The sequence below is a fragment of the Stenotrophomonas sp. LM091 genome, from assembly GCF_001806305.1.
In the GTDB taxonomy this organism is placed as follows: Bacteria; Pseudomonadota; Gammaproteobacteria; order Xanthomonadales; family Xanthomonadaceae; genus Stenotrophomonas; species Stenotrophomonas bentonitica_A.
On sequence record NZ_CP017483.1, the window covers coordinates 4,094,226 to 4,117,392 of the forward strand.

At 67.4% G+C, this 23,167-nt stretch carries 23 protein-coding genes; 11 read left to right on the forward strand and 12 right to left on the reverse strand.

Going from position 1 to position 23,167, the window contains the following annotated elements; all coding sequences use genetic code 11:
- Positions 1-15 precede the first annotated feature (15 nt).
- The 7 genes from BIZ42_RS18230 to BIZ42_RS18260 form a co-directional block, all read right to left on the reverse strand.
- The gene (locus BIZ42_RS18230; RefSeq protein WP_070427592.1) at positions 16-483 is read right to left on the reverse strand and encodes a hypothetical protein; all 468 of its coding nucleotides are present in this window, start codon (positions 481-483) and stop codon (positions 16-18) included.
- Entirely contained in the window at positions 473-1,039 is a 567-nt protein-coding gene (yeiP, locus tag BIZ42_RS18235) for an elongation factor P-like protein YeiP (RefSeq protein WP_019182972.1), read from the reverse strand. Before yeiP ends, BIZ42_RS18230 begins: the two co-directional genes overlap by 11 nt.
- Before the next feature lie 68 nt (positions 1,040-1,107).
- A complete protein-coding gene (locus tag BIZ42_RS18240) occupies positions 1,108-1,878 on the reverse strand; it encodes an SDR family NAD(P)-dependent oxidoreductase (protein WP_070427285.1) in 771 nt (256 codons plus the stop codon).
- A gap of 52 nt (positions 1,879-1,930) precedes the next feature.
- Positions 1,931-4,519, reverse strand: coding sequence for an EAL domain-containing protein (locus tag BIZ42_RS18245; RefSeq protein ID WP_070427286.1), 2,589 nt, complete (start codon positions 4,517-4,519; stop codon positions 1,931-1,933).
- Positions 4,516-5,409, reverse strand: a complete 894-nt coding sequence (locus tag BIZ42_RS18250) for a hydroxymethylglutaryl-CoA lyase (protein WP_070427287.1) — start codon at positions 5,407-5,409, stop codon at positions 4,516-4,518. Before BIZ42_RS18250 ends, BIZ42_RS18245 begins: the two co-directional genes overlap by 4 nt.
- Positions 5,410-5,576: 167 nt before the next feature.
- Positions 5,577-5,963 carry a VOC family protein gene (locus BIZ42_RS18255; protein WP_070427288.1) on the reverse strand — a complete coding sequence of 129 codons (387 nt, stop codon included), beginning with the start codon at positions 5,961-5,963 and terminating at the stop codon, positions 5,577-5,579.
- Positions 5,964-5,973: 10 nt separating this feature from the next.
- Positions 5,974-6,762, reverse strand: coding sequence for an enoyl-CoA hydratase-related protein (locus BIZ42_RS18260; RefSeq protein ID WP_019182967.1), 789 nt, complete (start codon positions 6,760-6,762; stop codon positions 5,974-5,976).
- Between the two features lie 113 nt (positions 6,763-6,875).
- Here BIZ42_RS18260 and BIZ42_RS18265 point away from each other — a divergent pair, with 113 nt between their 5' ends.
- The 11 genes from BIZ42_RS18265 to BIZ42_RS18315 all read left to right on the forward strand — a co-directional run bounded on the left by BIZ42_RS18265 (position 6,876) and on the right by BIZ42_RS18315 (position 19,091).
- Complete coding sequence (locus BIZ42_RS18265) at positions 6,876-7,133, forward strand: FeoA family protein (protein WP_019182966.1); 258 nt, start codon at positions 6,876-6,878, stop codon at positions 7,131-7,133.
- Positions 7,130-8,989, forward strand: coding sequence for a ferrous iron transporter B (locus BIZ42_RS18270; RefSeq protein WP_070427289.1), 1,860 nt, complete (start codon positions 7,130-7,132; stop codon positions 8,987-8,989). The genes BIZ42_RS18265 and BIZ42_RS18270 overlap by 4 nt, the downstream gene beginning before the upstream one ends.
- The gene (locus BIZ42_RS18275) at positions 8,989-9,243 is read left to right on the forward strand and encodes a DUF6587 family protein (RefSeq protein ID WP_070427290.1); all 255 of its coding nucleotides are present in this window, start codon (positions 8,989-8,991) and stop codon (positions 9,241-9,243) included. The genes BIZ42_RS18270 and BIZ42_RS18275 overlap by 1 nt, the downstream gene beginning before the upstream one ends.
- Positions 9,244-9,309: 66 nt before the next feature.
- Positions 9,310-10,050: a 4-hydroxy-tetrahydrodipicolinate reductase gene (gene dapB / locus BIZ42_RS18280; protein WP_083279902.1), complete on the forward strand. Its 741-nt coding sequence runs from the start codon at positions 9,310-9,312 to the stop codon at positions 10,048-10,050.
- Between the two features lie 241 nt (positions 10,051-10,291).
- Positions 10,292-11,422, forward strand: coding sequence for a glutamine-hydrolyzing carbamoyl-phosphate synthase small subunit (gene carA, locus BIZ42_RS18285; protein WP_019182959.1), 1,131 nt, complete (start codon positions 10,292-10,294; stop codon positions 11,420-11,422).
- Positions 11,419-11,976, forward strand: coding sequence for a hypothetical protein (locus BIZ42_RS18290; protein WP_139146366.1), 558 nt, complete (start codon positions 11,419-11,421; stop codon positions 11,974-11,976). Before carA ends, BIZ42_RS18290 begins: the two co-directional genes overlap by 4 nt.
- Before the next feature lie 54 nt (positions 11,977-12,030).
- A complete protein-coding gene (carB, locus tag BIZ42_RS18295; RefSeq protein ID WP_019182957.1) occupies positions 12,031-15,273 on the forward strand; it encodes a carbamoyl-phosphate synthase large subunit in 3,243 nt (1,080 codons plus the stop codon).
- 8 nt (positions 15,274-15,281) lie between these two features.
- The gene (gene greA, locus BIZ42_RS18300; protein WP_026069738.1) at positions 15,282-15,746 is read left to right on the forward strand and encodes a transcription elongation factor GreA; all 465 of its coding nucleotides are present in this window, start codon (positions 15,282-15,284) and stop codon (positions 15,744-15,746) included.
- A 5-nt stretch (positions 15,747-15,751) separates the two neighbouring features.
- The gene (locus BIZ42_RS18305; protein ID WP_070427291.1) at positions 15,752-16,672 is read left to right on the forward strand and encodes a phosphoglycerate mutase; all 921 of its coding nucleotides are present in this window, start codon (positions 15,752-15,754) and stop codon (positions 16,670-16,672) included.
- Positions 16,673-16,827: 155 nt separating this feature from the next.
- Positions 16,828-18,492, forward strand: coding sequence for a single-stranded-DNA-specific exonuclease RecJ (gene recJ / locus BIZ42_RS18310; protein WP_237393610.1), 1,665 nt, complete (start codon positions 16,828-16,830; stop codon positions 18,490-18,492).
- 158 nt (positions 18,493-18,650) lie between these two features.
- Positions 18,651-19,091, forward strand: coding sequence for an SMI1/KNR4 family protein (locus BIZ42_RS18315; protein WP_070427292.1), 441 nt, complete (start codon positions 18,651-18,653; stop codon positions 19,089-19,091).
- Positions 19,092-19,147: 56 nt separating this feature from the next.
- Here the strand turns inward: BIZ42_RS18315 and BIZ42_RS19420 are convergent, their stop codons facing one another.
- From BIZ42_RS19420 to BIZ42_RS18330, 5 genes are all read right to left on the reverse strand, one after another.
- Complete coding sequence (locus BIZ42_RS19420; RefSeq protein ID WP_172838063.1) at positions 19,148-19,534, reverse strand: DUF1176 domain-containing protein; 387 nt, start codon at positions 19,532-19,534, stop codon at positions 19,148-19,150.
- A 93-nt stretch (positions 19,535-19,627) separates the two neighbouring features.
- Positions 19,628-20,638, reverse strand: a complete 1,011-nt coding sequence (locus tag BIZ42_RS18320) for a DUF1176 domain-containing protein (protein ID WP_156785825.1) — start codon at positions 20,636-20,638, stop codon at positions 19,628-19,630.
- A gap of 244 nt (positions 20,639-20,882) precedes the next feature.
- The gene (locus BIZ42_RS19920) at positions 20,883-21,167 is read right to left on the reverse strand and encodes a DUF1176 domain-containing protein (protein ID WP_335743728.1); all 285 of its coding nucleotides are present in this window, start codon (positions 21,165-21,167) and stop codon (positions 20,883-20,885) included.
- On the reverse strand, positions 21,125-21,946 hold the full coding sequence (locus BIZ42_RS18325; protein WP_237393528.1) for a DUF1176 domain-containing protein: 822 nt from the start codon (positions 21,944-21,946) through the stop codon (positions 21,125-21,127). Before BIZ42_RS18325 ends, BIZ42_RS19920 begins: the two co-directional genes overlap by 43 nt.
- 131 nt (positions 21,947-22,077) lie before the next feature.
- On the reverse strand, positions 22,078-23,124 hold the full coding sequence (locus tag BIZ42_RS18330) for a DUF1176 domain-containing protein (RefSeq protein WP_070427293.1): 1,047 nt from the start codon (positions 23,122-23,124) through the stop codon (positions 22,078-22,080).
- Positions 23,125-23,167: the final 43 nt, after the last annotated feature.

The following is a 23,167-nucleotide window of genomic DNA, read 5'->3' on the forward strand; positions in this document are numbered from 1 at the left end:
GCGTCCGGTGCAGGGTCACAAGCCGCGTGGGCAGGGGTTGGGTTGCGCCCGGCTGTCCGCATCCAGCGCGAGCTCGTTACGCGTGCCCAGCAGCATCAGCTCGGTGTGCACAAGGCAGTTGTCGGCGTGGCGCTGCAGCAGCTGATTGAACAGCGCAGCCCGGTCGTCGCAGGTTTCGTGGATCGCATACGCCAGTTCGCGGGCGCGGTCCTCGTCGTAGGCTTCTTCGCCAGCGAAGTGCTGACAGGCGCTTTCGCGCGTCAGAAACGCCTGCACGTCGCCCGGCATCGCGCAGTACATGCGGATGTCCTCGGCCACGAAGATCTCTGCAGGCACTTCGCAGCGCGCATCAGCGGTGTTCCCCATCGGCGCTGTGCCCGTCGCCGAAGGCACGGGCGCCAGCGTCTCGCTCTCCACTGCCCGCGGCGAACACGCCGCGAGCAGCAGGAGCAGGACGGTCGGTGCGGCGCGCTTAGTCGGCACGGCCGGCGAATTCACCGGTGGTGGTGTTGACCAGCACGCGCTCGCCGTTGGCGATGTACTCCGGCACCATGATTTCGATGCCGGTGTTGAGCTTGGCCGGCTTCGGGCGCTTGGTGGCCGTGCCACCCTTGAGTTCCGGCGGGGTCTCGACCACTTCCAGCACCACGCTGGTCGGCAGCTGCACGCCCACCGGGGTCTCGTCGATCACCTGCACGTAGATGCCGGTCAGGCCGTCGGTGATGTAGCCGGCGTCATCGCCGAGCACATCGGCATCGACCATGTACGGGGTGTAGTCCTCGTCATCCAGGAAGACGAAGGCATCGCCGTCCATGTAGGAGTAGGTCGCCTGGCGGCGCAGCAGTTCGACTTCCGGCAGGTTGTCGTCGGCGTCGAAGCTGGAATCGAGCTTGTTGCCGCCCGGCACGCTGTACATGATGAAACGGAAGCGGACATTGCCGCCGCGGCCCTGCGGGGAGCTGCGTTCGATGTCGCGGATCTGGTAGACGCCGTTGTTGAATTCGACGACGTTGCCTTTCTTGATGTCGCTGGCTTTCATGGGAATGAAGGTCGGTTCGTGGAGGTGGCGGGTGCCGGAACCGGGCACCCTGCGGGTTGCGTGCTCGCTTACTTCGGCGCCAGACGCACGGCGCCGTCAAGGCGGATGGTCTCGCCGTTGAGATAGGTGTTGCCCAGGATGTAGGCAACCAGCCCGGCAAAGTCTTCCGGCTTGCCCAGGCGCGGCGGGAACGGGATGGAGGCGGCCAGCGATTCCTGCACCGCCGGCGGCATGCCATCGACCATCGGGGTCCAGAAGATGCCCGGGGCGATGGTCATCACGCGGATGCCGAAGCGCGACAGCTCGCGTGCCATCGGCAGGGTCATGCTGACCACGCCGCCCTTGGAGGCGGCATAGGCGGCCTGGCCGATCTGGCCTTCATAGGCGGCCACGCTGGCGGTGTTGATGATCACGCCGCGCTCGCCATCGTCGCCCGGGGTGTTGTGCTGCATGCGGTTGGCGGCCGCCTTGGCGACGTTGAAGCTGCCGACCAGGTTGACCATCACCGTGCCCTGGAAGTTGGCCAGCGGCATCGGCGCCTCCTTGCCCAGCACGCGCCCGGCGCCCAGGATGCCGGCGCAGTTGATCGCGGTGTTCAGCCCGCCCAGGAAGTCGCAGGCGGCATCGATCTGCGTGGCCACGGCGGCCTCGTCGCTGACATTGGTGCTGTAGTAGCGCGCGTTGGCTTCGCCGAGCGTGGCCACGGCGGCCGCACCCTTGTCGTCATTGAGATCGAACAGGGCCACCTTGGCGCCGTTGGCGACCAGGTGCTGGGCCACGGACAGACCAAGGCCGGAGACACCGCCGGTGATGACGGCGCGGACAGAAGACAGCTGCATTGCACGATCCCGCTGGTTCAAGAACCGCTGATTCTAGCGGAAGCGGCCGCCATCACCGTTGTGCACTGCCCACCGCGACCCGGGCGCGCAGCGCGAGGCGCCGCGCGAACTCGTCCGGCGCCAGCCCGGGCGCGAACAGGAAGCCCTGGCCGACCGACACCCCCAGGGAGGTCAGGAACTGGCGCTGGGCCTCCGATTCGATGCCTTCGGCCACCAGGCCCAGCCCGAGACTGCGGGCGATCCCACAGACTGCCTCGCACACCGCCACATCCGAGCGGTTGGCCGGCACCCCCTCGACGAACAGCTGGCTCAGCTTGAGACCATGGATCGGCAGCCGGCGCAGATAGTTCAGCGCGCTGTAGCCCTCGCCGAAGTCGTCGATGGTCAGCAGCACGCCCATCTCGCGCAGCTGCGCGAAGGTGCGCAGGGTGTCCGGGGCATCTTCGATCAGCACCCGTTCGGTGAATTCCAGTTCCAGCGCGCTGCCGGGCAGATGGAACTCGTCCAGCACCGCGCGGACATGCCGGGCCAGGTCCTCGCCCACGAACTGCCGGTAGGACACATTGACCGCCACCCGCACGATGCCCAGCCCGTCATCCTGCCACTGGCGGACCTGCCGGCAGGCTTCGCGCAGCACCCACAGGCCGATCCGGACGATGTCACCGGTGCTCTCGGCATGGCCGATGAAGATGTCCGGGCGCAGCTCGCCGAGCTGGGTATTGCGCCAGCGGATCAGCGCTTCGGCGGCGATCAGCTGGCCGCTGTGCAGGTTGACCTGCGGCTGGTAGACCAGATGGAACTCGTCGTCGTCCAGCGCCCGGTGCAGCCGGCTCTCGATCTGCAGGCGGTCATGCTGGCGCTGGGCCAGCTCGGGCGAGAACACCTGCCAGCCGTTGCGGGTGCGCCGCTTGCAGTCGTACATGGCGATGTCCGCGTTCTGGATCAGCTGCTGCGGGCGCAGCCCATCCTGCGGCGCGCGCGCGATGCCGATGCTGGTGGTCACCGGGAATTCGTCGGCACCGAAGCGGAACGGTGTGCTGAAGGCGCGCGTGATCGCAGTGGCCAGCCGCTCGGGTTGATCGGCCTGGTCGCGGGTATCGCAGATCACCAGGAACTCATCGCCGCCGAACCGGGCCAGCAGGCCTTCGGTGCCGATCGCGGTGGCGATGCGGCGGGTGGCATCGATCAGCAGTTCGTCACCGGCGTTGTGGCCCAGCAGGTCGTTGACGGTCTTGAAGCGGTCCAGGTCGATGTACAGCACCGCGACCCGGCAGTGGGTCGGGTTGGCCATGCGCATGGCCAGGTCGTTGAGCACCGCATCGCGGTTCATGATCCCGGTGAGCGGATCGGTGCGCGCCTGGATCCGCAGCGTCTCCTCGGCCTGCTTGCGTGCGGTGATGTCCTGCACGGTGCCGGCGATGCGCGCGGCATCGACATCCCCGGCCTCGGCCTCGCCGATCATCCGCACCCAGAACGAATGCCCATCGCTGCGCTGGCCCTGCAGCTCCAGTTCGAACGAGACCTGGCGGTCGACCACCTCCAGTAGCGCCTGCTGCAGCTGCGCGCGGTCGTCCACGCGCAGGCATTCCAGCAGTTCGGCCATGTCGCGCATCGGCAGCTCCTGGCCGAGGATGCGGGTCGCCTCGTCGGTCAGGTACAGCCGCTGCAGGCCGCGGTCCCACTCCCAGCCGCCGATGTGCGCCAGCGACTGCGCGCGGTCGAACAGCGTGTTGTTGCGTTTGAGTTCGGTGATGTCGCTGAACAGGCCGAACACATGGTCCGGCGCATCGCGCCCGTTGCCGTACACCGGCACGTTGGTGGTGGAGATCCAGATCATCCGGCCGCGCGGGCGGTGGTACAGCCCGACGATGGTGCTGCGCACGATGCGCCCGCTGTGCAGCGAGACGCTGGCCGGCCATTGCTCGCGGGTGAGCGGGTGGCCGTGCTCGTCCACGCTGATCCAGTCTTCCGGGGCGAGCATCGCCTGCAGGCTGCCGCCATTGCCGGCGGTGCCCAGAATGCGGTGCGCGGCCGGGTTGGCCGAGACCACCCACAACTGGCGATCGAACAGGATCACGCCCTTGTCGATGGATTCCATCAGCAACCGGTAGCGCGATTCGGCCTGCCAGCGGCTGCTCAGGTCGCGCGCCACCGCCACGATGCAGTGCTCGCCCTGGTGCTCGAAGCCGGCCGAATGCACCTCCACCGGGAAGCGGCTGCCATCGCCGCGCATGTTGGTGACCTCGATGACATAGGTCTCGCCCCGGTGCAGCGCCTCCCAGACCGGATCGAGGTGGTCGCCCGGCAGGTCCGGGTTCAGCAGCTCGATCGGTTGCCCGACGATTTCCTCGCGGGGACGGCCATAGGCGCGCACGCCAGCCTTGTTGAGGTCCAGCACCACGCCGCGTTCGCTGAGGATGCTGACCGGGTCCGGGACCGCATCGAACAGCGCGGCATAGCGACGCAGCGCCAGCTGGCGCTCGTCCATGGCCTCCTGCAGGGCCTGCTGCACTTCTTCCAGCAGGCCGCGCAGATCGCCCGGCGACTGTGCCAGGGCGCGTTGCAGGGCGGCCAGCGCGTGGACGTGGGCGGTGAGATGATCACCTACCGCAGCGTCCTTGCGCGGGCCGCCGCTTTTCATGTCGCCGCCAGCGCCCTGCCGGTCTTGCTGCCGGTCTCGCGCCCGAGCCGTGCGGCCAGCCAGCGCCCGGTGGCGGCCAGCGCCGGCAGATCGATGCCGGTGCGCATGCCGATGCCATGCAGCATGTAGACCACGTCTTCGCTGGCGACGTTGCCGCTGGCGCCCTTGGCATACGGGCAGCCGCCCGCACCGGAGACCGCCGAATCGACCACGCGCACGCCTTCTTCCAGGCAGGCATCGATGTTGGCCAGGGCCTGGCCATAGGTGTCATGGAAGTGCACCGCCAGCGCGGCCATCGGCAGTTCGCCGGCGACCGCCTTGAGCATCGCGCGGGCCTTGCGCGGCGTGCCGACGCCGATGGTGTCGCCGAGCGAGATTTCGTAACAGCCCATCTCGTACAGCGCGCGCGCGACACGCACCACCTCGCTCACCGCGACCTCGCCCTGGTAGGGGCAGCCAAGCACGGTGGAGACGTAGCCCCGCACCTTCACCCCGTCGGCCTTGGCCCGCTCCAGGATCGGTGCAAAACGGGCCAGCGATTCGTCGATGCCGGCATTGGTGTTGGTGCGGTTGAAGGTTTCCGAGGCGGCCGTGAACACCGCCACTTCCTGCACGCCCACCGCGCGTGCGCGGTCATAGCCCTGTTCGTTGGGGACCAGCACCGGGTAATCGATGCCCGGGCGGCGCTCGATGCCGGTGTACACCTCGGCGGCGTCGGCCAGTTGCGGCACCCAGCGCGGGCTGACGAAACTGGTCGCCTCGATGGTGCGCAGCCCGGTCAGCGAGAGCTGGCGGATCAGTTCGATCTTGTCGGCGGTGGCCACCGGCTGGGCTTCGTTCTGCAGCCCGTCGCGCGGGCCGACCTCGACGATGCGGACGAAGTCATCCATGTGCCGGCCCTCCGCGAACGGAGCGACGGACGACCAGCAGGGGGCGGGGTGGGGTAGAGGTCACGGAGATTCCTGTCAGGCGAATGGCGGCCCACGTTCCCCGGCGGGCCACGAAAAGGGGATACGCGGGATGGGCGACAAAGCGGCCATCCCGCCGGCGTGCGCGGTCAGCCGGGGTGGTGGCAGACCGCTTCGATGTTGTTGCCGTCCGGATCGAGCACGAACGCCCCGTAATAATCGGGGTGGTAATGCTCGCGGATGCCCGGGGCGCCATTGTCGGTGCCACCGGCCGCCAGTGCCGCACGGTGGAAGGCGTCCACGTCGGCCCGCCGGGTCGCGCTGAAGGCCAGGTGCACGCCGCCATGGGCGCCGGGGGCGTTGCTGATCCAGAAGTCCGGTTTACCGCTACGGCCGAAGCCGGCGTGGTCATGCTCGCCGGTCTGGGCGGCCGAGACCTGCATCACCACGGTGATGCCCAGCGGCGCCAGGGCCTGCTGGAAGAACGCCAGGCTGCGCCCGAAGTCGGCGCAGCGGATGCCTATATGGTCGAGCATGACGCTGTCCTCAGTCCTGGGTGACCCAATGCGGGGAACGCTTGTCGAGGAAGGCCCCGAGGCCTTCCTGGCCTTCGGCCGAGACCCGCAGGCGGGCGATCAGCGCCGCGTTGTCGCGGTCGGTGGCGTCCCGGTCGCGGCCCAGCGCCACCCGCCGGACCAGGTCCTTGGCCGAGGCCGAGGCCACCGGGCCGGCCTTGTCGAGCAGGCCGAGCTGACGCTGGACGGCCTCGTCGATCCGTTCCGGCTCGATCAGCTGGTGCACCAGACCGATGCGCAGGGCGGTTTCGGCGTCGAAATGCTCGCCGGTGGCAAACCAGCGGCGGGCCTGGCGCGGGCCGATCGCGTCAATGACATAGGGCGAGATCACCGCCGGCAGCAGGCCCAGGCGGCTTTCGGTCAGGCCGAAGCGGGCGCTGGTGCTGGCGATGGCGATATCGCAGCAGGCCACCAGGCCGACCCCGCCACCGAAGGCGGCACCCTGCACGCGGGCGATGGTCGGCTTGGGCAGCTCGTCCAGGGTCCGCATCAGGCGGGCCAGGGCGAGCGAATCCTGGCGGTTGTCCTCCTCGCTGGCGGCGGCCATGCCACGCATCCACTGCATGTCCGCACCCGCCGAGAAGGAGGCGCCTTCCCCGGCCAGCACCACCGCGCGGACATGGTCGTCGCGTCCGGCGGCCTCCAGTGCGGCGGTCAGCTGGGCGATCAACGAGGCGTCGAAGGCATTGTGCAGGGTCGGGCGGTTCAGCCACAGGGTCAGCACCGAGGCGCTGCGTTCAATCCGTAATGCGTCACTCATGGGCGGGTTTACTCCATACATGTACAGATCATAGCGGGCCGTTGGTCACGGGCAATGACGCGGCGCGGCGATGGTAGAATTGATAACCATTCCTATCATCGAGAAGGCGCTCCGTGACGTTGTCCGATCTGGCGCTGTACAGCTCCGCCCTGGTGGAGTCCGTGCAGGAACTACACGCAAACGATGCGATCGCCCGCCGCCTGAAGGAGCTTGGCTTCGTCAAAGGGGAAGAGGTCCGTCTGGTAGCCCGTGGTCCGGTCGGCGCCGAGCCGCTGCTGGTGCAGGTCGGGTTCACGCGCTTCGCGCTGCGCCGCAGTGAGGCCGCCCGCATCGTGGTCACTGCGCTGCAGGGCCAGGAGGCCCGCGCATGAGCGCTGCCGCCAACGCCCTGCGCATCGCCCTGGTCGGCAATCCGAACAGCGGCAAGACCGCGCTGTTCAACCAGCTGACAGGCAGCCGCCAGAAAGTAGCCAATTACACCGGCGTAACCGTGGAGCGCAAGGAAGGCCGCCTGCGCGCGCCGTCCGGCCGCGAATTCGCCGTCCTTGATCTGCCGGGCGCCTACAGCCTGCAGCCGGCCAGCCTGGACGAGGCGATCACCCGGGACCTGTGCCGGGGCTTCTACCCGGGCGAGGCCGCCCCGGACGTGCTGCTGTGCGTGATCGATGCGACCAACCTGCGCCTGCACCTGCGCTTCGCGCTGGAACTGCGCGAGCTGGGCAAGCCGATGATCGTGGCGCTGAACATGGTCGATGCGGCCGAGCGCCGTGGCATCAAGATCGACGTCCAGGCGCTGGAACAGGCGCTGGGCGTGCCGGTGGTCGAGACCGTGGCGGTGCGCCGCAACGGCGCGGCCAGGCTGGTGGAGCGCCTGGATGCGATGGTGCCGCACCTGCAGGCCCCGGTGGCGGTGCCCGCGGCGCAGGCCGACTACCACGCCCAGGTGCGCGACATCCTCGCCGCCTCGGTCAGCATGCCGACGCGGACGGCGAAGATCGACGACGCGCTGGACCGCTGGCTGCTGCACCCGGTGTTCGGGCTGCTGACCCTGGCGGTGGTGATGTTCCTGATCTTCCAGGCGGTGTATGCCTGGGCCACGCCGGTGATGGACCTGATCGAGGCCGGCACGGCCGCGCTGGGGGGCTGGATCGGCGGCGCGCTGCCCGAGGGCCCGCTCAACAGCCTGCTCACCGACGGCATCATCGCCGGCGTCGGCGGGGTGATCGTGTTCCTGCCGCAGATCCTGATCCTGTTCGCCTTCATCCTGGCGCTGGAAGAGTCCGGTTACCTGCCGCGCGCGGCCTTCCTGCTGGACCGCATGATGGCGGCGGCCGGCCTGTCCGGCCGTTCGTTCATCCCGTTGCTGTCCAGCTTCGCCTGCGCGGTGCCGGGCATCATGTCCACCCGCAGCATCCAGGACCCGCGCGACCGGCTGGCCACGATCCTGGTCGCGCCGCTGATGACCTGTTCGGCGCGCCTGCCGGTGTATGCGCTGCTGATCGGCGCCTTCATCCCGCAGAAGCAGATCTGGGGCGTGTTCAACCAGCAGGGCCTGGTGCTGTTCGGGTTGTATGCGGCCGGCATTCTCAGCGCGCTGCTGATGTCCTGGACCATGAAGAAGTGGCGCCGCGACAAGAGCGAGCATCCGTTGATGCTGGAACTGCCGTCCTACCGCATCCCGCACCCGCGCGATCTGGCGGTGGGCCTGTACGAGCGCGGCATGATCTTCCTCAAGCGCGTGGGCGGCATCATCCTGGCGCTGACCATCCTGCTGTGGTTCCTGCTGTCCTTCCCGGGCGCGCCCGAGAACGCGACCATGCCGGCGATTGACTACAGCTTCGCCGGTCAGATCGGCCATGCGATGGCGGTGTTCTTCGCGCCGCTGGGGTTCAACTGGCAGATCTGCATCGCGCTGATTCCAGGCCTGGCCGCGCGTGAAGTCGCGGTCGCCTCGCTGGCCACGGTGTATGCGCTGTCGGCCGCCGATGACGATGCGGCCAGCCAGGCGCTGACTCCGCTGATCAGCGATGGCTGGTCGCTGGCCACCGCGCTGTCGCTGCTCGTCTGGTACATCTACGCGCCGATGTGCATTTCGACGCTGGCCACGATCAAGCGCGAAACCAACTCGTGGAAGCAGATGGGCTTCGCCACGTTCTACCTGTTCGCAGCCGCCTACATCGCCTCGCTGATCACCTACCAGGTGACCGTGGCACTGGGCGGCGGCTGATGGAGACCGGCCTGCTGCTGCAGTACGCCGTGATCGCGCTGGCCGTGCTGGTCAGCGCGTGGGTGGTGATGAAGAAGCAGTTCCCCGGCACCGTGCGCAAGGCGCGCGGGGCGATCGCGCTGGGGCTGGTGAAGCCGCAGCGCGCCGCCTGGCTGCAGGCGCTGGGCCGGAAGATCGCGCCACCTGCCACGGGTGGCGGTGGTGCGTGTGGCGGCTGCGACAGTTGTGGGCCGACGCCACCGAAGCAGCACTGAGCCGCCAGGGCAGGGCCACGCCAAAACCTCTTGTGCAGCCTCACCACCACCCGCTAGCCTGCTGGCATGACTACCACTCCCCTACGTTTGCTCATCCACGGTGCCTCCGGCCGCATGGGCCAGGCGCTGCTCCGTCTTGCCGCCGATAACCCCGCCCTGCAGGTCGTGGCCGCGGTCACCCGCCGCTCGCCGGCCCAGCGCGTGGTGGACGGCGTGCCGCATTTCGCCAGCAGCGAGCTGGCCGGCGCGCCCCAGTTCGATGTCGCCATCGATTTCAGCCTGCCCGAGGGCTTTGATCCGGTGCTGGCGCTGTGCGTGGAGCGTGGTGCCGGCTTCGTGTCCGGCACCACCGGCATCAGCGAGACGCAGCGCCAGGCACTGATCCAGGCGGCGGGCCGGATTCCACTGGTCTGGGCCTCGAACTTCAGCCTGGGCGTGGCGGTGCTGGATGAACTGGTGGAGCGGGCCGCAGCGGCGCTGGCCGGCTGGGACTGCGATATCGTCGAATCCCACCACACCCAGAAGAAGGATGCGCCTTCCGGTACCGCCCTGACCCTGGGCGCCGCGGCGGAGAAGGGCGGGGCGCACCCGCACTACGCCAGCCTGCGTGCCGGGGACATCGTGGGCGAGCACCTGGTGCAGTTCACCGGGCTGGGCGAGCGCATCGAGCTGACCCACCGCGCCACCAACCGCGACATCTTCGCCCGCGGCGCGCTGTTTGCCGCCGCCCAGCTGCCGGGCCGCGCCCCGGGCAGCTATCGGGTCCGCGACCTGCTGGATGGCGCCAGCCCGCCACCCGCCGTCTGAATGGGGCCCGCGCGGCCAGCTGGGGCAGGCGCCTGAACCGGCGCCATGCCCTCTGTCGGGCTGAATAGGGCAATTGCACGCGGATACTGGCGTCGAACCCGGCTTCCCTTTACAATTCCCGCTCGCCGAATCACGACAGCCGGACCGGTCCAGAACCGCAGTCCGCGCTTTTTTGCAGCCGCTTTTTCGTGAAGCGCAGGCGTGACTTCGGCGACCCCTCGGTAGCCAAAGTGAGATTTCCGTGACCCAAGCCGCAATCCTCGTCCTCGAAGACGGCACCGTATTCGAGGGCGAATCCGTAGGCGCGCCCGGCCTGTCCGTTGGTGAGGTGGTGTTCAACACCGCCATGACCGGCTATCAGGAAGTGTTGACCGATCCTTCCTACGCCCGGCAGATGGTCACGCTGACCTACCCGCATATCGGCAATACCGGCATGACCGACCAGGACGATGAAGCGGCCAAGGTGTGGTCGGCCGGCCTGATCGTGCGCGATGTGCCGCGCCGCCCGAGCAACTGGCGCAGCCAGGTGTCGCTGCAGGATTGGCTGATCCAGCGCGGCGTGGTCGCCATCTCCGGGATCGATACCCGCAAGCTGACGCGCATCCTGCGCGAGCGCGGCGCCCAGAACGGTGCGCTGATGGCCGGCGAAGGCCTGAGCGTGGAAACGGCGCTTGAAGCGGCCCGCACGTTCCCCGGCCTGAAGGGCATGGATCTGGCCAAAGTGGTCAGCACCGACAAGCGCTACACCTGGACCGAGGGCCAGCTGGATCTGGACAGCAACGCCTTCGTCAACGCCGCACCGCGCTTCAAGGTGGTGGCCTATGACTTCGGCGCCAAGCTCAACATCCTGCGCATGCTGGCCGAACGCGGCTGCGAGCTGACCGTGGTGCCGGCGCAGACCCCGGCCGCCGAAGTGCTGGCGATGAACCCGGACGGCGTGTTCCTCTCCAACGGCCCGGGCGACCCGGAACCGTGCGATTACGCGATCGCCGCCATCAAGACCTTCCTCGAGAAGAAGGTGCCGACCTTCGGCATCTGCCTGGGTCACCAGCTGCTGGCGCTGGCCTCCGGTGCGAAGACGGTCAAGATGGGCCACGGCCATCACGGCGCCAACCACCCGGTCCAGGACCTGGACGGTGGCCGCGTGATGATCACCTCGCAGAACCATGGCTTCGCGGTGGATGAAGCCTCGCTGCCGGCCACCCTGCGCGTGACCCACCGCTCGCTGTTCGACGGCACCAACCAGGGCATCGCCCGCACCGACGTGCCGGCGTTCTCGTTCCAGGGCCATCCGGAAGCCTCGCCGGGCCCGCATGACGTCGGTCCGCTGTTCGACCGCTTCGTGACCCTGATGGCCGAGGCCAAGGCGTGATGCGCAGCCCCGTGCTGCTGCTGTCGCTGTTGTGCTTCACCGGTGTGGCCCAGGCCGCACCGGCCACGGATGCGGAGGTGCGGGCGGTGGTCCAGTCGCTGGGCCTGGGCACGCTGGGTACGGACATGGCCAAGCTGATGGTCGACAACGTGCCCGCGCTCAATGCGCTGCCCGAGACCGATCGCCAGTGCGCGCATGCGCCGATCAAGAGTCTGCTCGACGCACAGTTCCGTCGTTCGGTGATCTCCGGCCTCGGCAACGACGGCGACGAGGTGATCGCGGAGTGGTCGCGCTTCCTGGGCACCCCCGGGGGCAAGAGCCTCTCCTCGGCCTTCGCCGCTGCGAATCCATCGACGATCGCCGAAAAGTCCAACGTGGATCTGAGTGAAGCCGAGCGCGCCGAAGTGGCTGCGTTCCTGGCCAGCCCGGCCTACACCCGCTTCATCGCCACGCTCGACATCGAATCGGAGCTGCCCGACGACATCGGCGTGCAGCTGGCCAAAGGACTGCAGGACCAGTGCCGGATCGCGCTGAACCCCGACGATATTTCCTGATCGACAGCGTGCGATCACCCCCATCTGCCTCGCTGTCCAGACTTAGAGAAGACAATGCCCAAGCGCACTGACCTTAAAACCATCCTCATCATCGGTGCTGGCCCGATCGTCATCGGCCAGGCCTGTGAGTTCGACTACTCTGGCGCGCAGGCCTGCAAGGCACTGCGCGACGAGGGTTACCGCGTGGTGCTGGTCAACAGCAATCCGGCCACGATCATGACCGACCCGGAGATGGCCGACGCCGTCTACATCGAGCCGATCAACTGGCAGACGGTCGAGAAGATCATCGCCAAGGAAAAGCCCGATGCGCTGCTGCCGACCATGGGTGGCCAGACCGCGCTGAACTGCGCGCTGGACCTGGCCGACAACGGCGTGCTGGAGAAGTACAACGTCGAGCTGATCGGCGCCAAGCGCGACGCCATCCGCATGGCCGAAGACCGCGAGCTGTTCCGCGTGGCGATGGGTGAGATCGGCCTGGAGTGCCCGTCGGCGGCGGTGGCGCACACGCTGGAAGAAGCGATCGAGATCCAGACCCGCGTCGGCTACCCGACCATCATCCGCCCCAGCTTCACCCTGGGCGGCAGCGGTGGCGGCATCGCCTACAACCGCGAAGAGCTGGTCGATATCGTGACCCGCGGCCTGGAGCTGTCGCCGACCACCGAAGTGCTGGTGGAAGAGTCGGTGCTGGGCTGGAAGGAATTCGAGATGGAGGTGGTGCGCGACACCGCCGACAACTGCATCATCGTCTGCTCGATCGAGAACCTGGACCCGATGGGCGTGCACACCGGTGACTCGATCACCGTGGCCCCGGCCCAGACCCTGACCGACAAGGAATACCAGCGCCTGCGCGATGCCTCCATCGCCGTGCTGCGCAAGATCGGCGTGGACACCGGCGGTTCGAACGTGCAGTTCGGCATCAGCCCGACCACCGGCCGCGTGGTGGTGATCGAAATGAACCCGCGTGTGTCGCGCTCCTCGGCGCTGGCCTCCAAGGCCACCGGCTTCCCGATCGCCAAGGTCGCGGCCAAGCTGGCCGTGGGTTACACCCTGGACGAATTGAAGAACGAGATCACCGGTGGCCTGACCCCGGCCTCGTTCGAGCCGTCGATCGACTATGTCGTCACCAAGATCCCGCGCTTCGCCTTCGAGAAGTTCCCGGCCGCCGACGCACGCCTGACCACCCAGATGAAGTCGGTGGGCGAGGTGATGGCGATGGGCCGCACCTTCCAGGAGTCGCTGCAGAAGGCGCTGCGTGGCCTGGAAACCGGCAAGATCGGGCTGGACCCGACCGGCCTGGACCTGGCCAACGAAGACGACATCACCACCCTCAAGCGCGAGCTGAAGGCCCCGGGCCCGGAGCGCCTGTTCTTCGTGGGTGATGCGTTCCGCGCCGGCTTCAGCGTGGAAGAGGTCTTCGCGCTGTCGCACATCGACCCGTGGTTCCTGGACCAGATCGAAGAGATCATCCAGGCCGAGGCCGAGGTGGCCGCCGACGGCATCGATGCACTGGATGCCGCACGCCTGCGCAAGCTCAAGCGCGCCGGTTTCTCCGACGCCCGCCTGGCCGAACTGACCGGCACCAACGAGGCGGCCGTGCGCGCGCTGCGTCGTGCCCACAAGGTGCGCCCGGTGTACAAGCGCGTGGATTCCTGCGCCGCCGAGTTCGCCACCAGCACCGCCTACCTGTACTCGACCTACGAGGACGAGTGCGAAGCGGCCCCGAGCAACCGCGACAAGATCATGATCCTGGGCGGCGGTCCGAACCGCATCGGCCAGGGCATCGAGTTCGACTACTGCTGCGTGCACGCCGCGCTGGCGCTGCGCGATGATGGCTTCGAAACCATCATGGTCAACTGCAACCCGGAAACCGTCTCCACCGATTACGACACCTCCGACCGCCTGTACTTCGAGCCGCTGACGCTGGAAGACGTGCTGGAGATCGTCGAGCTGGAACAGCCCAAGGGCGTGATCGTGCAGTACGGCGGCCAGACCCCGCTGAAGCTGGCGCGCGCGCTGGAAGCCAACGGCGTGCCGGTGATCGGCACCTCGCCGGACTCCATCGATCTGGCCGAAGACCGCGAGCGTTTCCAGCAGCTGGTGGAGAAGCTCGGCCTGAAGCAGCCGCCGAACCGCATCGCCCGCAACGACCAGGAAGCGCTGCTGCTGGCCCGCGAGATCGGCTACCCGCTGGTGGTGCGCCCGAGCTACGTGCTGGGCGGCCGCGCGATGGAAATCGTCTACGGTGAATCCGACCTGGCCCGCTACGTCCGCGACGCGGTGAAGGTCTCCAACGATTCGCCGGTGCTGCTGGACCGCTTCCTGGACAATGCCGTGGAAGTGGACGTGGACATCATTGCCGACAAGGACGGCAACGTACTGATCGGCGGCGTGATGGAGCACATCGAAGAAGCCGGCGTGCATTCGGGCGATTCGTCCTGCTCGCTGCCGCCGTACTCGCTGTCAGCTGAAACCCAGGCCGAGCTGCGCCGCCAGGTGGTGGAGCTGGCCAAGGCCCTGAACGTGGTCGGCTTGATGAACACCCAGTTCGCCATCCAGGCCGGCGAGAACGGCGAAGACATCGTCTACCTGCTGGAAGTGAACCCGCGTGCCTCGCGCACCGTGCCGTTCGTCTCCAAGGCCACCGGCATGCCGCTGGCCAAGATCGCCGCGCGCTGCATGGCCGGCAAGACGCTGGCCGAGCAGGGCGCCACCAAGGAAATCGTGCCGGGCTACTACTCGGTCAAGGAAGCGATCTTCCCGTTCGCCAAGTTCCAGGGCGTCGACCCGATCCTCGGGCCGGAGATGCGCTCCACCGGTGAGGTGATGGGCGTGGGCCGCAGCTTCAGCGCCGCCTTCGCGCGTGCGCAGGAAGCCGGTGGCATCAAGGCCCCGCCGCTGGGCAAGGCCTTCGTCTCGGTCCGTGATCCGGACAAGAAGCGCGTCCTGCCGGTGGCCCAGGCCCTGCTCGAGCGTGGCTACACCCTGGTCGCCACCCGTGGCACCGCCGCGTGGCTGCAGCAGCACGGCATGGACTGCGAGATCGTCAACAAGGTCGTCGAAGGCCGTCCGCACATCGTCGATTCGATCAAGAACGGCGAGATCGTCTACATCGTCAACACGACCGAAGGTCGCGCGGCGATCAACGACTCGTTCTCGATCCGTCGCGAGGCGCTGCAGCATCGCGTCACCTATTCGACCACCATTGCCGGCGCCAAGGCGCTGGTGCAATCACTGGAATTCCGCGGGACCGGCCCGGTCTGGTCGCTGCAGGAACTGCACAAGGAGTTGAACGCATGAGAGCACCGATCACCCTGAAGGGCGCGCAGCGTCTGCGCGAAGAGCTTGACCACCTGAAGTCGGTCAAGCGCCCGAAGGTCATCGCGGCGATCGCCGAGGCCCGTGAGCACGGCGATCTCAAGGAGAACGCCGAGTACCACGCCGCGCGCGAAGAGCAGGGCTTCATCGAAGGCCGCATCAAGCAGCTGGAAGGCGAGCTTTCGCATGCCGAGATCATCGACATCACCAAGCTCAACGCCGGCAGCAAGGTGGTGTTCGGCGCCACGGTCGAGTTGTCGGACGTGGAGAGTGATGAAGAAAAGCGCTACCAGATCGTTGGCGACCTGGAAGCGGACATCAAGCTGGGCCTGATCGCGATCTCCTCGCCGCTGGCGCGTGCCCTGATCGGCAAGCTGGAAGGCGATGCGGTCACCATCGACGCGCCGGCCGGCCAGCGCGAGTACGAAATCGTCAGCGTCCAGTACCTGGACTGACCGCGATGGCCACGGCGACGTTGTTGCTGCCGGCGCGCAGTCGGTTTCCGGCGGCGCCGCTGCCCGATGACGTCGCCAAGGCGCTGGGGCGTGCCGAACGCCGCAGTGCCGATGCGGGCGAGCGCGCCCAGCTGCGTCGGCATTTCCAGACGCAGCCGGACGCGTGGTCGGCCGCAGCCCTGACCCGCCAGCTCGATGTTGGCGATGCCGGCGGCGCGGTCTGGCTGCGGGCCGATCCGGCGAACGTGGTGCCGGACATGCACGGCGCCCGCCTGATGGGGCACGGGGATACCCTGCGCCCCGACCTGGCCGATGTCATGCACCTGCTGCCGGCGTTGCAGCCGTTGTTTGCCGGGTTCGGTTTCGTGCTGGATGCCCCGGTGCCGTCGCGCTGGTACCTGCGTCTTCCGCCGGGCACGACCCTGCCAGCCTTTGCCGAGCCGGATGAAGTGCTCGGCGATGATCTGTTCGCCCATCTGCCCGAAGGCGATGCCGGCCGCCGCTGGCGCGCCCTGCTGACCGAAGCGCAGGTGGTGCTGCACCAGCATGGGTGGAACCAGCAGCGCGTGAGCGAGGGCAAGCGCGCGATCAATTCGCTGTGGTTCTGGGGTGGCGGTGAGCTGCCCGAACGTGTGACCACCGCGCATGCCCAGGTCCGCAGCCGCGATGCGCTGCTGCAGGCACTGGCCAAGGCCGCGGGCCTGCAGGCCGACGGCGAGCAGACCGTGGATGCCCTGGTGGACCTGCGCCAGCTGCGTTCGCTGGAACAGCTGGGCAATGATGCGATCCGCCCGTTGCTGGCGGCGATCGCACGCGGGGAGTTGAAGCGGCTGGTGCTGGATTTCGAGGACGGCACCCGCGTGGAGATCGACAAGGCCCAGCGCTGGCGGTTCTGGAAGAAGCCGGTGCAACTGCACGCGCTCTGAGTGCGTCGAACGGCAGCCGGCCAGCGGTCGGCTCTACCGGTACCAGGGCGGTATCATGGGCGCGCACGTCATTGATCGAGCCTGTTTTGACCCAGTCTGAAGCACCCCGTATCCAGCGCCGTCCTGCCGCCGCCGTCAGCGAGTGGCCCTCGTCCATGTTGCCGTTGCTGCAGCGCCTGTATGCCGCCCGCGGCGTCACGGATGCCGCACAGGCCCAGCCGAAACTGGCCCAGCTGCATGCGCCGGACCTGCTCGGCAGCATGCAGGCTGCGGTAACGCTGCTGGCCGATGCGATCGCCAACAACGAACGCATCCTGATCGTCGGTGATTTCGACTGCGACGGCGCCACGGCCTGTGCGGTTGGCGTGCGCGGCCTGCGCATGCTCGGCGCGCGCGATGTGGTGCATGCCGTGCCCAACCGCATGCTGCACGGCTATGGGCTGTCGCCGTCACTGGTGGCCGAACTGGCCCCGCTCAATCCCGGGCTGCTGGTCACGGTCGACCATGGCATCGCCTGCCACGCCGGCGTCAACGCGGCCAAGGCGCTGGGCTGGAAGGTACTGGTGACCGATCACCATCTGCCAGGCGAGCACCTGCCGCCGGCCGACGCGATCGTCGACCCCAACATCAGCGGCGATGCGTTCCCGAGCAAGGCGTTGGCCGGCGTCGGGGTGATCTTCTATGTATTGATGGCGCTGCGCCGCCACCTGCGCGAGCAGGGCGCGTACGCCACGGCCCCGGAGCCGGACCTGCTGACCCTGCTCGACCTGGTCGCGGTCGGTACCGTCGCCGATCTGGTGGCGCTGGATGACAACAACCGCGCCCTCGTCTCGGCTGGCCTGCGCCGGCTGCGCAGCGGCAAGGGCTGCGTTGGCCTGCAGGCGCTGATCGAAGCCAGCGGGCGCGATGCCTCGCGGCTGACCGGCAGCGACATCGGTTTTGCGCTGGGCCCACGTTTGAATGCGGCCGGCCGGCTGGAAGACATGGCGCTGGGCATCGAACTGCTGCTCACCGAAGACCGCGCCCATGCGCGTGAGATCGCCACGACGCTGGAATCGATCAATACGGAGCGCCGTGCGGTTCAGCAGCTGATGACCGACGACGCCGAACTGGCCGTGTCCCGTGCGGTGTTGAGTGCCGAAGGCGTGCGCCCGGTTGCGGCCTGCCTGTTCGACGCCGAGTGGCATCCGGGGGTGGTGGGGCTGGTGGCGTCGAAGATGAAAGATCGCCTGCATCGGCCGGTGATTGCGTTTGCGCCTTCAGAGCCAGGTGGCGATTCGCTGCGTGGCTCGGCGCGCTCGATCCCCGGCTTCCATATCCGTGACGCGCTGGCACTGGTCAACGCGGCGCACCCGGGCCTGATCGACAAGTTCGGTGGGCATGCGATGGCCGCCGGCCTGAGCCTGCCGCACGCGCAGCTGGCCGCCTTCGAGCAGGCCTTCGTGGAGGTGGTGGAACGTACGCTGGACCCGCTCTCGCTGCAGCAGCTGCTGATCACCGACGGCGAGCTGCTGCCGCAGGAGCTGGATTTCGCCCATGCCGAGGCGCTGCGCCTGGCCGGGCCGTGGGGGCAGGGTTTCCCGGAGCCGTTGTTCGATGGTCACTTCCAGGTAGCCCGCTGGCAGGTGCTCAAAGAGAAACACCTCAAGCTGAGCCTGCGCGTGCCCGGCCGTGCCGAGCCGATCAGCGCCATCCACTTCAGCGGCTGGACCGGCAATGCGCCGGCCAACCATGTCCATATCGCCTACCGGCTGGTCAGCGATGATTACCGGGGCGGTGGGGCGATCCAGTTGATTGTGGAGCACTGCGCGGATGCGTGAGGCGCATGCCCGTTCTCTGACTTCAGGGGGGAGCGCCGAACGTCCGTGCCGATTGCGTTAACTTCTGGCGCAGCGCGGCAGTACTTGCTGTGCTGGACCAATTAGGATCTGAACCAACGAAAGCGGAATCGAGTGCGTTCAAAGTGGATCACCAGTTAATGGACATGATCACCCTGGATATCATGACGGGGGACGGGGATCTTTATGGCTTGCCTGCCACCGATTCTGAGATCGAGACCGCGGAACAGACACTTGGTGTCAAGTTCAATGCTGACTACATCCAGTTCATCAAGGCGTTTGGGGGTGCATTTGGCGGTATCGAGATCCACGCTTTCAACAATGGCTCTCTTATCGGCAATGAAACAGTCACTGAGCTGACCGAGCGGTTTCGAGACAACTATCTGGAAAGTGCCGGAGAACAGTGGCGCGACGCCTACGTCATATCGGATGACGGGACCGGCAACCCGGTTTTGATGACAGCCGAAGGGGTACTTCATCTGTATCTCCACGAGACTGGAGAAACCGAGTTGTTGTATGACTCGTTGGAGCAGCTGCTAAGCCAGACCTTCCCTTTCAGGATGCCGCGTCCGCCAAGGTGATTCCCTGGCACGGGCTGACCACTGCCCGATGACAGGGCAGCGGGCAGACGAGGCACTTACTTCAGCACACGGGTCACCAGTGTCGGCATCTGCCATGGTCCGCCAAGGGTGACAAGGCGGCACAGGCCGGTAGTCAACGCCGATGTGGGGACAAAATCCTTGCCATCCCACGCCCAGCTCTTAGCCGATAAACAGTCGCCAGCAACATTCCTCTGTGATGCAAAAATGTGGCTTGCCCCAATACTTTCGTCGGCCGATATAGTGACCAGAGCAGCCTGATAGGGCGCGCGGTGGTTGACCATCCAATAGCCGAACCCTGCGTTTTGCCCACTTGTCCAGCATTGGGCGGAAACCAGCAGTTTGCTGCCGCTTAATCTGCGTACGGTCAGAGGGTGGTCGCGTTCGTCGAAGAACAGGTCGGGGCATCGTTCCTGCAGCTCCACCTGCTCGGTGGCACACAGAGCCGAGCGACGGGAAGGGGGTCGTTCCAATGCTCTATGCCGACGCCTGAGCCCGCCGTTCCACGCGGGCGCGACTTACTTGACGACCCGGGTCACCAGGATCGGCATGTCCCAGGCGCCGCCGGCCGCGACCAGCCGGCACATCCCGGTGGTGGCATCGGCGGTATGTACGAACCGGCGGCCATCCCAGGTCCAGCTGTCGCTCGACCAGCAGTCACCCAGGCCGCGGATCTTGTGCGCGGCGTGTATGCTGCCTTCGTCTTCATCGCTGCCGCTCGTGGTCACCAGTTGCGGGTTGAACGGCGCACGATCGTTGGTGACCCAGTAGCCCTCGCCCACGTTGTAGGCACCCATCCAGCACTGCGTGGAAACAAGCAGCTTGTCCGCGCTGAGGCGGCGTACCGTCAGCGGTTCGACGCGCTCGCCGCTCACCAGGACATCGCAGGCGTCCGGTGCCAGGGAGGTTTTCAGGGCCGCGCGCAGTGCCGCACTTCCGGCCAGCGCGGCATCGCCGGGACGCGTAGCGACCAGGGCGGCCTGCCTGACCACGGGCACCGGCACCGCCGGCAGCACCGTCGCCTCGGGGCGATTGCCCTTGCGCAGCAGCGCCCCGGGCGTGTGGAGCCTGCCCTGGAACTCGTCCATCTTCAGCAGTACCGCCGAGGCGCCACGGTCTGAGAGCTGCCACTGGCGTTTATCGGCGCTCACGACGAGGATCGTGCTGTCGCGGGTCAGCGCTTTGAGCAGGGCGGCGGTCTGTGCGGCACTCAACGGCCCGGCACCGGTCTCAGCTACCGCGCCCAGATCCTGCCCGTTGATGCGCAGGCGCGGCTTAACCGGCGGCGTGCTTTCGTCGTACACGCCCAGCATCAGTTCGGCGGTGACCGCCTGGTTCGGGCCGCCCGCCCGGGTAAGCAGCACCGAAAGCGGCTCCCGGTCGCCATTGTCAGCTTGGTAGCCGGCTGCACGGCAGGTGCGAGTGTTGTCGCAGGCGATGGTCCAGTCGTGGTGATCGAACCGCATGCCGGTGAGCGCATCGGCGGCTTGGACGGGCACTGCGCCGGCCAGCAGCAGGGGGACGAACATCAAGCGGCTGGGAGGCAACGAACGCATGCGGCATCCTTGGAGCATGAGGGCTTGGGAGCGTGATCTTTGCCCACCCGCGCTGAGGCGTACATGACCGGCGCATCCTTCCGCGTGGCGGCAACCCCGTTGCCCTGGGCCTGCCGCACGCGCGTTTGGAGGGTTTCCAGCGGGCGTTCGTGGCAGTGGTTGTTGCGCCCCACAGCTGATCGGTCCTCGACCGCAAGGAAATGAACAGCCGCGCATCTTACTGCTGCACCCTGGTCACCAGGGTCGGCAGATTCCATGGGCCGCCAAGCGTGATTGATCGGCACAGTCCAGAACTGGCCATCGCTGTCTGTACGAAGCGGGTGCCGGTCCAGCTCCATGTAGTGGAGTAAATGCAGTCGGCCAGGCCGCGGCCCCTGTGCCATTCTTCGATGGAGCGCACGTTGTCGCCGCTGCCCGAGTTAGTGACCAGCCTGGGGCGGTACGGGGGGCGGTCGTTGATCACCCAATATCCGTCCCCCTGTTGTAGGCGCCCCGCCAGCACAGATGCGATACCAGCAGCTTGTCTGCGCTCAGACGCTGCACCTTCATTTCTTGAGGGCCTTCATTGGAGGTGTCGTTCCATGTCGGTTGCAGGGCTTCGCAATCGTCGGCCGAGACGGTTGCAATCAACGCTTCGCGCAGCGCGGCCGACGAGGCCAGCGCTTTGTCAGCCGGCCGCGTGGCGACTATGTTGGTCAGTTTAATGATTGGCATCGACACGGCGGGCAGTACCGTGCTCTCGGCTTTCGTGCCTTTCCGCACGAGCGCGCCGGGCGTGCCGATCCGTCCCTGGAATTCATCCATCTTCAACAGCACCGCCGAAGCGCCGCGACCAGACAGCGTCCAGCGTCTGCCGTCGTCGCCGATCAGCGCGATGCGGCTGTTGCCCATCAGTGCCGCGAGCATGGCGCTGACCTGCGCCGGCAACAACGTGGCGGTGCCATCGGCCGCGTTGTACCTCAGCGGGCCCAACCTGGCGTCGTCGATCTGCAGCGACAGCCGCAGGGGCAGCTTGATTTCGCCGAGCTGGCCAAGCATGAGCTCGGCCTTCACCCGCTGGTCCGGGCCCGCCCGCCGGGTCAGCAGCACCGATACCGGTGCATGCTCGCCATCGTCAGGCTGATAACCTGCGGTACGGCATGTCCGGGTGTTGTCGCAGGCCAGAGTCCAATCACCGTGGTCAACGGCGATGCCTTTGATGGGCGGGGCAGCCAGAGCAGTAGGCGAAGAAAGAAAGCAGAGCAGCAGGGCAAGGGTCGGCTGGTTGGCGAGCAGGCGCATCGTGGGGGTCCTGTGCGGAGGTTCACAGTGTCCCTGCTGGCGAGCGCGACGGCCATGCAACGAGTACGATTCGGTTCCCTCTGGTCAGTCAGGGTCGGTCACGGCGACGTCGGGTATTGCAGATGCGACCGCTACTCCTGTACTTCGGTCACCAGCGTCGGCATCTCCCAGGCGCCACCGGCGGCAACAAGGCGGCACAACCCGGTGCTGGAATCGGCCGTCTTCACGAACTGCGAGCCGGTCCAGCCCCACGTGGTGGTGGACCAGCAGTCGCCGAGGCCACGGCCCTTCTGCGCCTCCTGGATGGTGCGCACCTCATCCCCCACGGCTGCCGTGGTGACCAGCCGCGGCTGGTACGGCGCGCGGTCATTGATCACCCAGTAGCCGTCGCCGGTGTTGTAGGCCCCGCGCCAGCAACTCAGCGACACCAGCAGCTTGTCGGCACTGAGCCGCTGTACGGTCAGCGCTTCGGGTTCGCCGTCCGGTGACAGGCTGCCGCCGGCGCCCAACGCCTCGCAGTCGTCGGCCGACGTCACCGCCGCCAGCGCGGCGCGCAGCGCGGGCGACGCGGCGAGCGCCGTGTCCGCCGGGCGGGTTGGCACCGGCTTGCCCAGTTGCACCACCGGCACCGGCAGTGCAGGCGGCACCGAGGATTCGGCCTGCGTGCCCTTGCGCATCAGCGCGCCGGGTGTGCCGAGGCGGCCCTGGAACGCATCCATCTTCAACAGCACGGCCGAGGCGCCCTGATCGGAAACCGTCCAGCGCGCACCATCGTCACCCGTCAATTCGATGCGGCTGTTGCGTGTCAGCGAGGCGAGCAGGGCGGCGAGCTGCTTCGCGGAAAAGGTGGCGGTGCCCTCGGCGGCATCGAACTGCATCGGGCCCAGCGAGGTGCCATTGATACGCAGGCTGAGCCGCTTGGTGGCGGTATTGTCGTCGTACTGGCCGAGCATCAGTTCCGCCTGGACCGGTTGATCCGGCCCGCCCGCGCGGGTGAGCAGGATCGAGACCGGGTCGCCGCCATTGTCATCGGCCTGATAACCGGCGGCGCGGCAGGTGCGGGTGTTGTCGCAGGCCAGCGTCCAGTCGTGGTGGGTGAACGTCACACCCTCGATGGCGGCGGCATAACCGGGCAGGGCGAGCCCCATCAACAGCGGGGCGGTCAACAACAGGCGCATGCGGCATCCTTGGTCCATCAATCCGTGGAGAGCGATCTTGGCC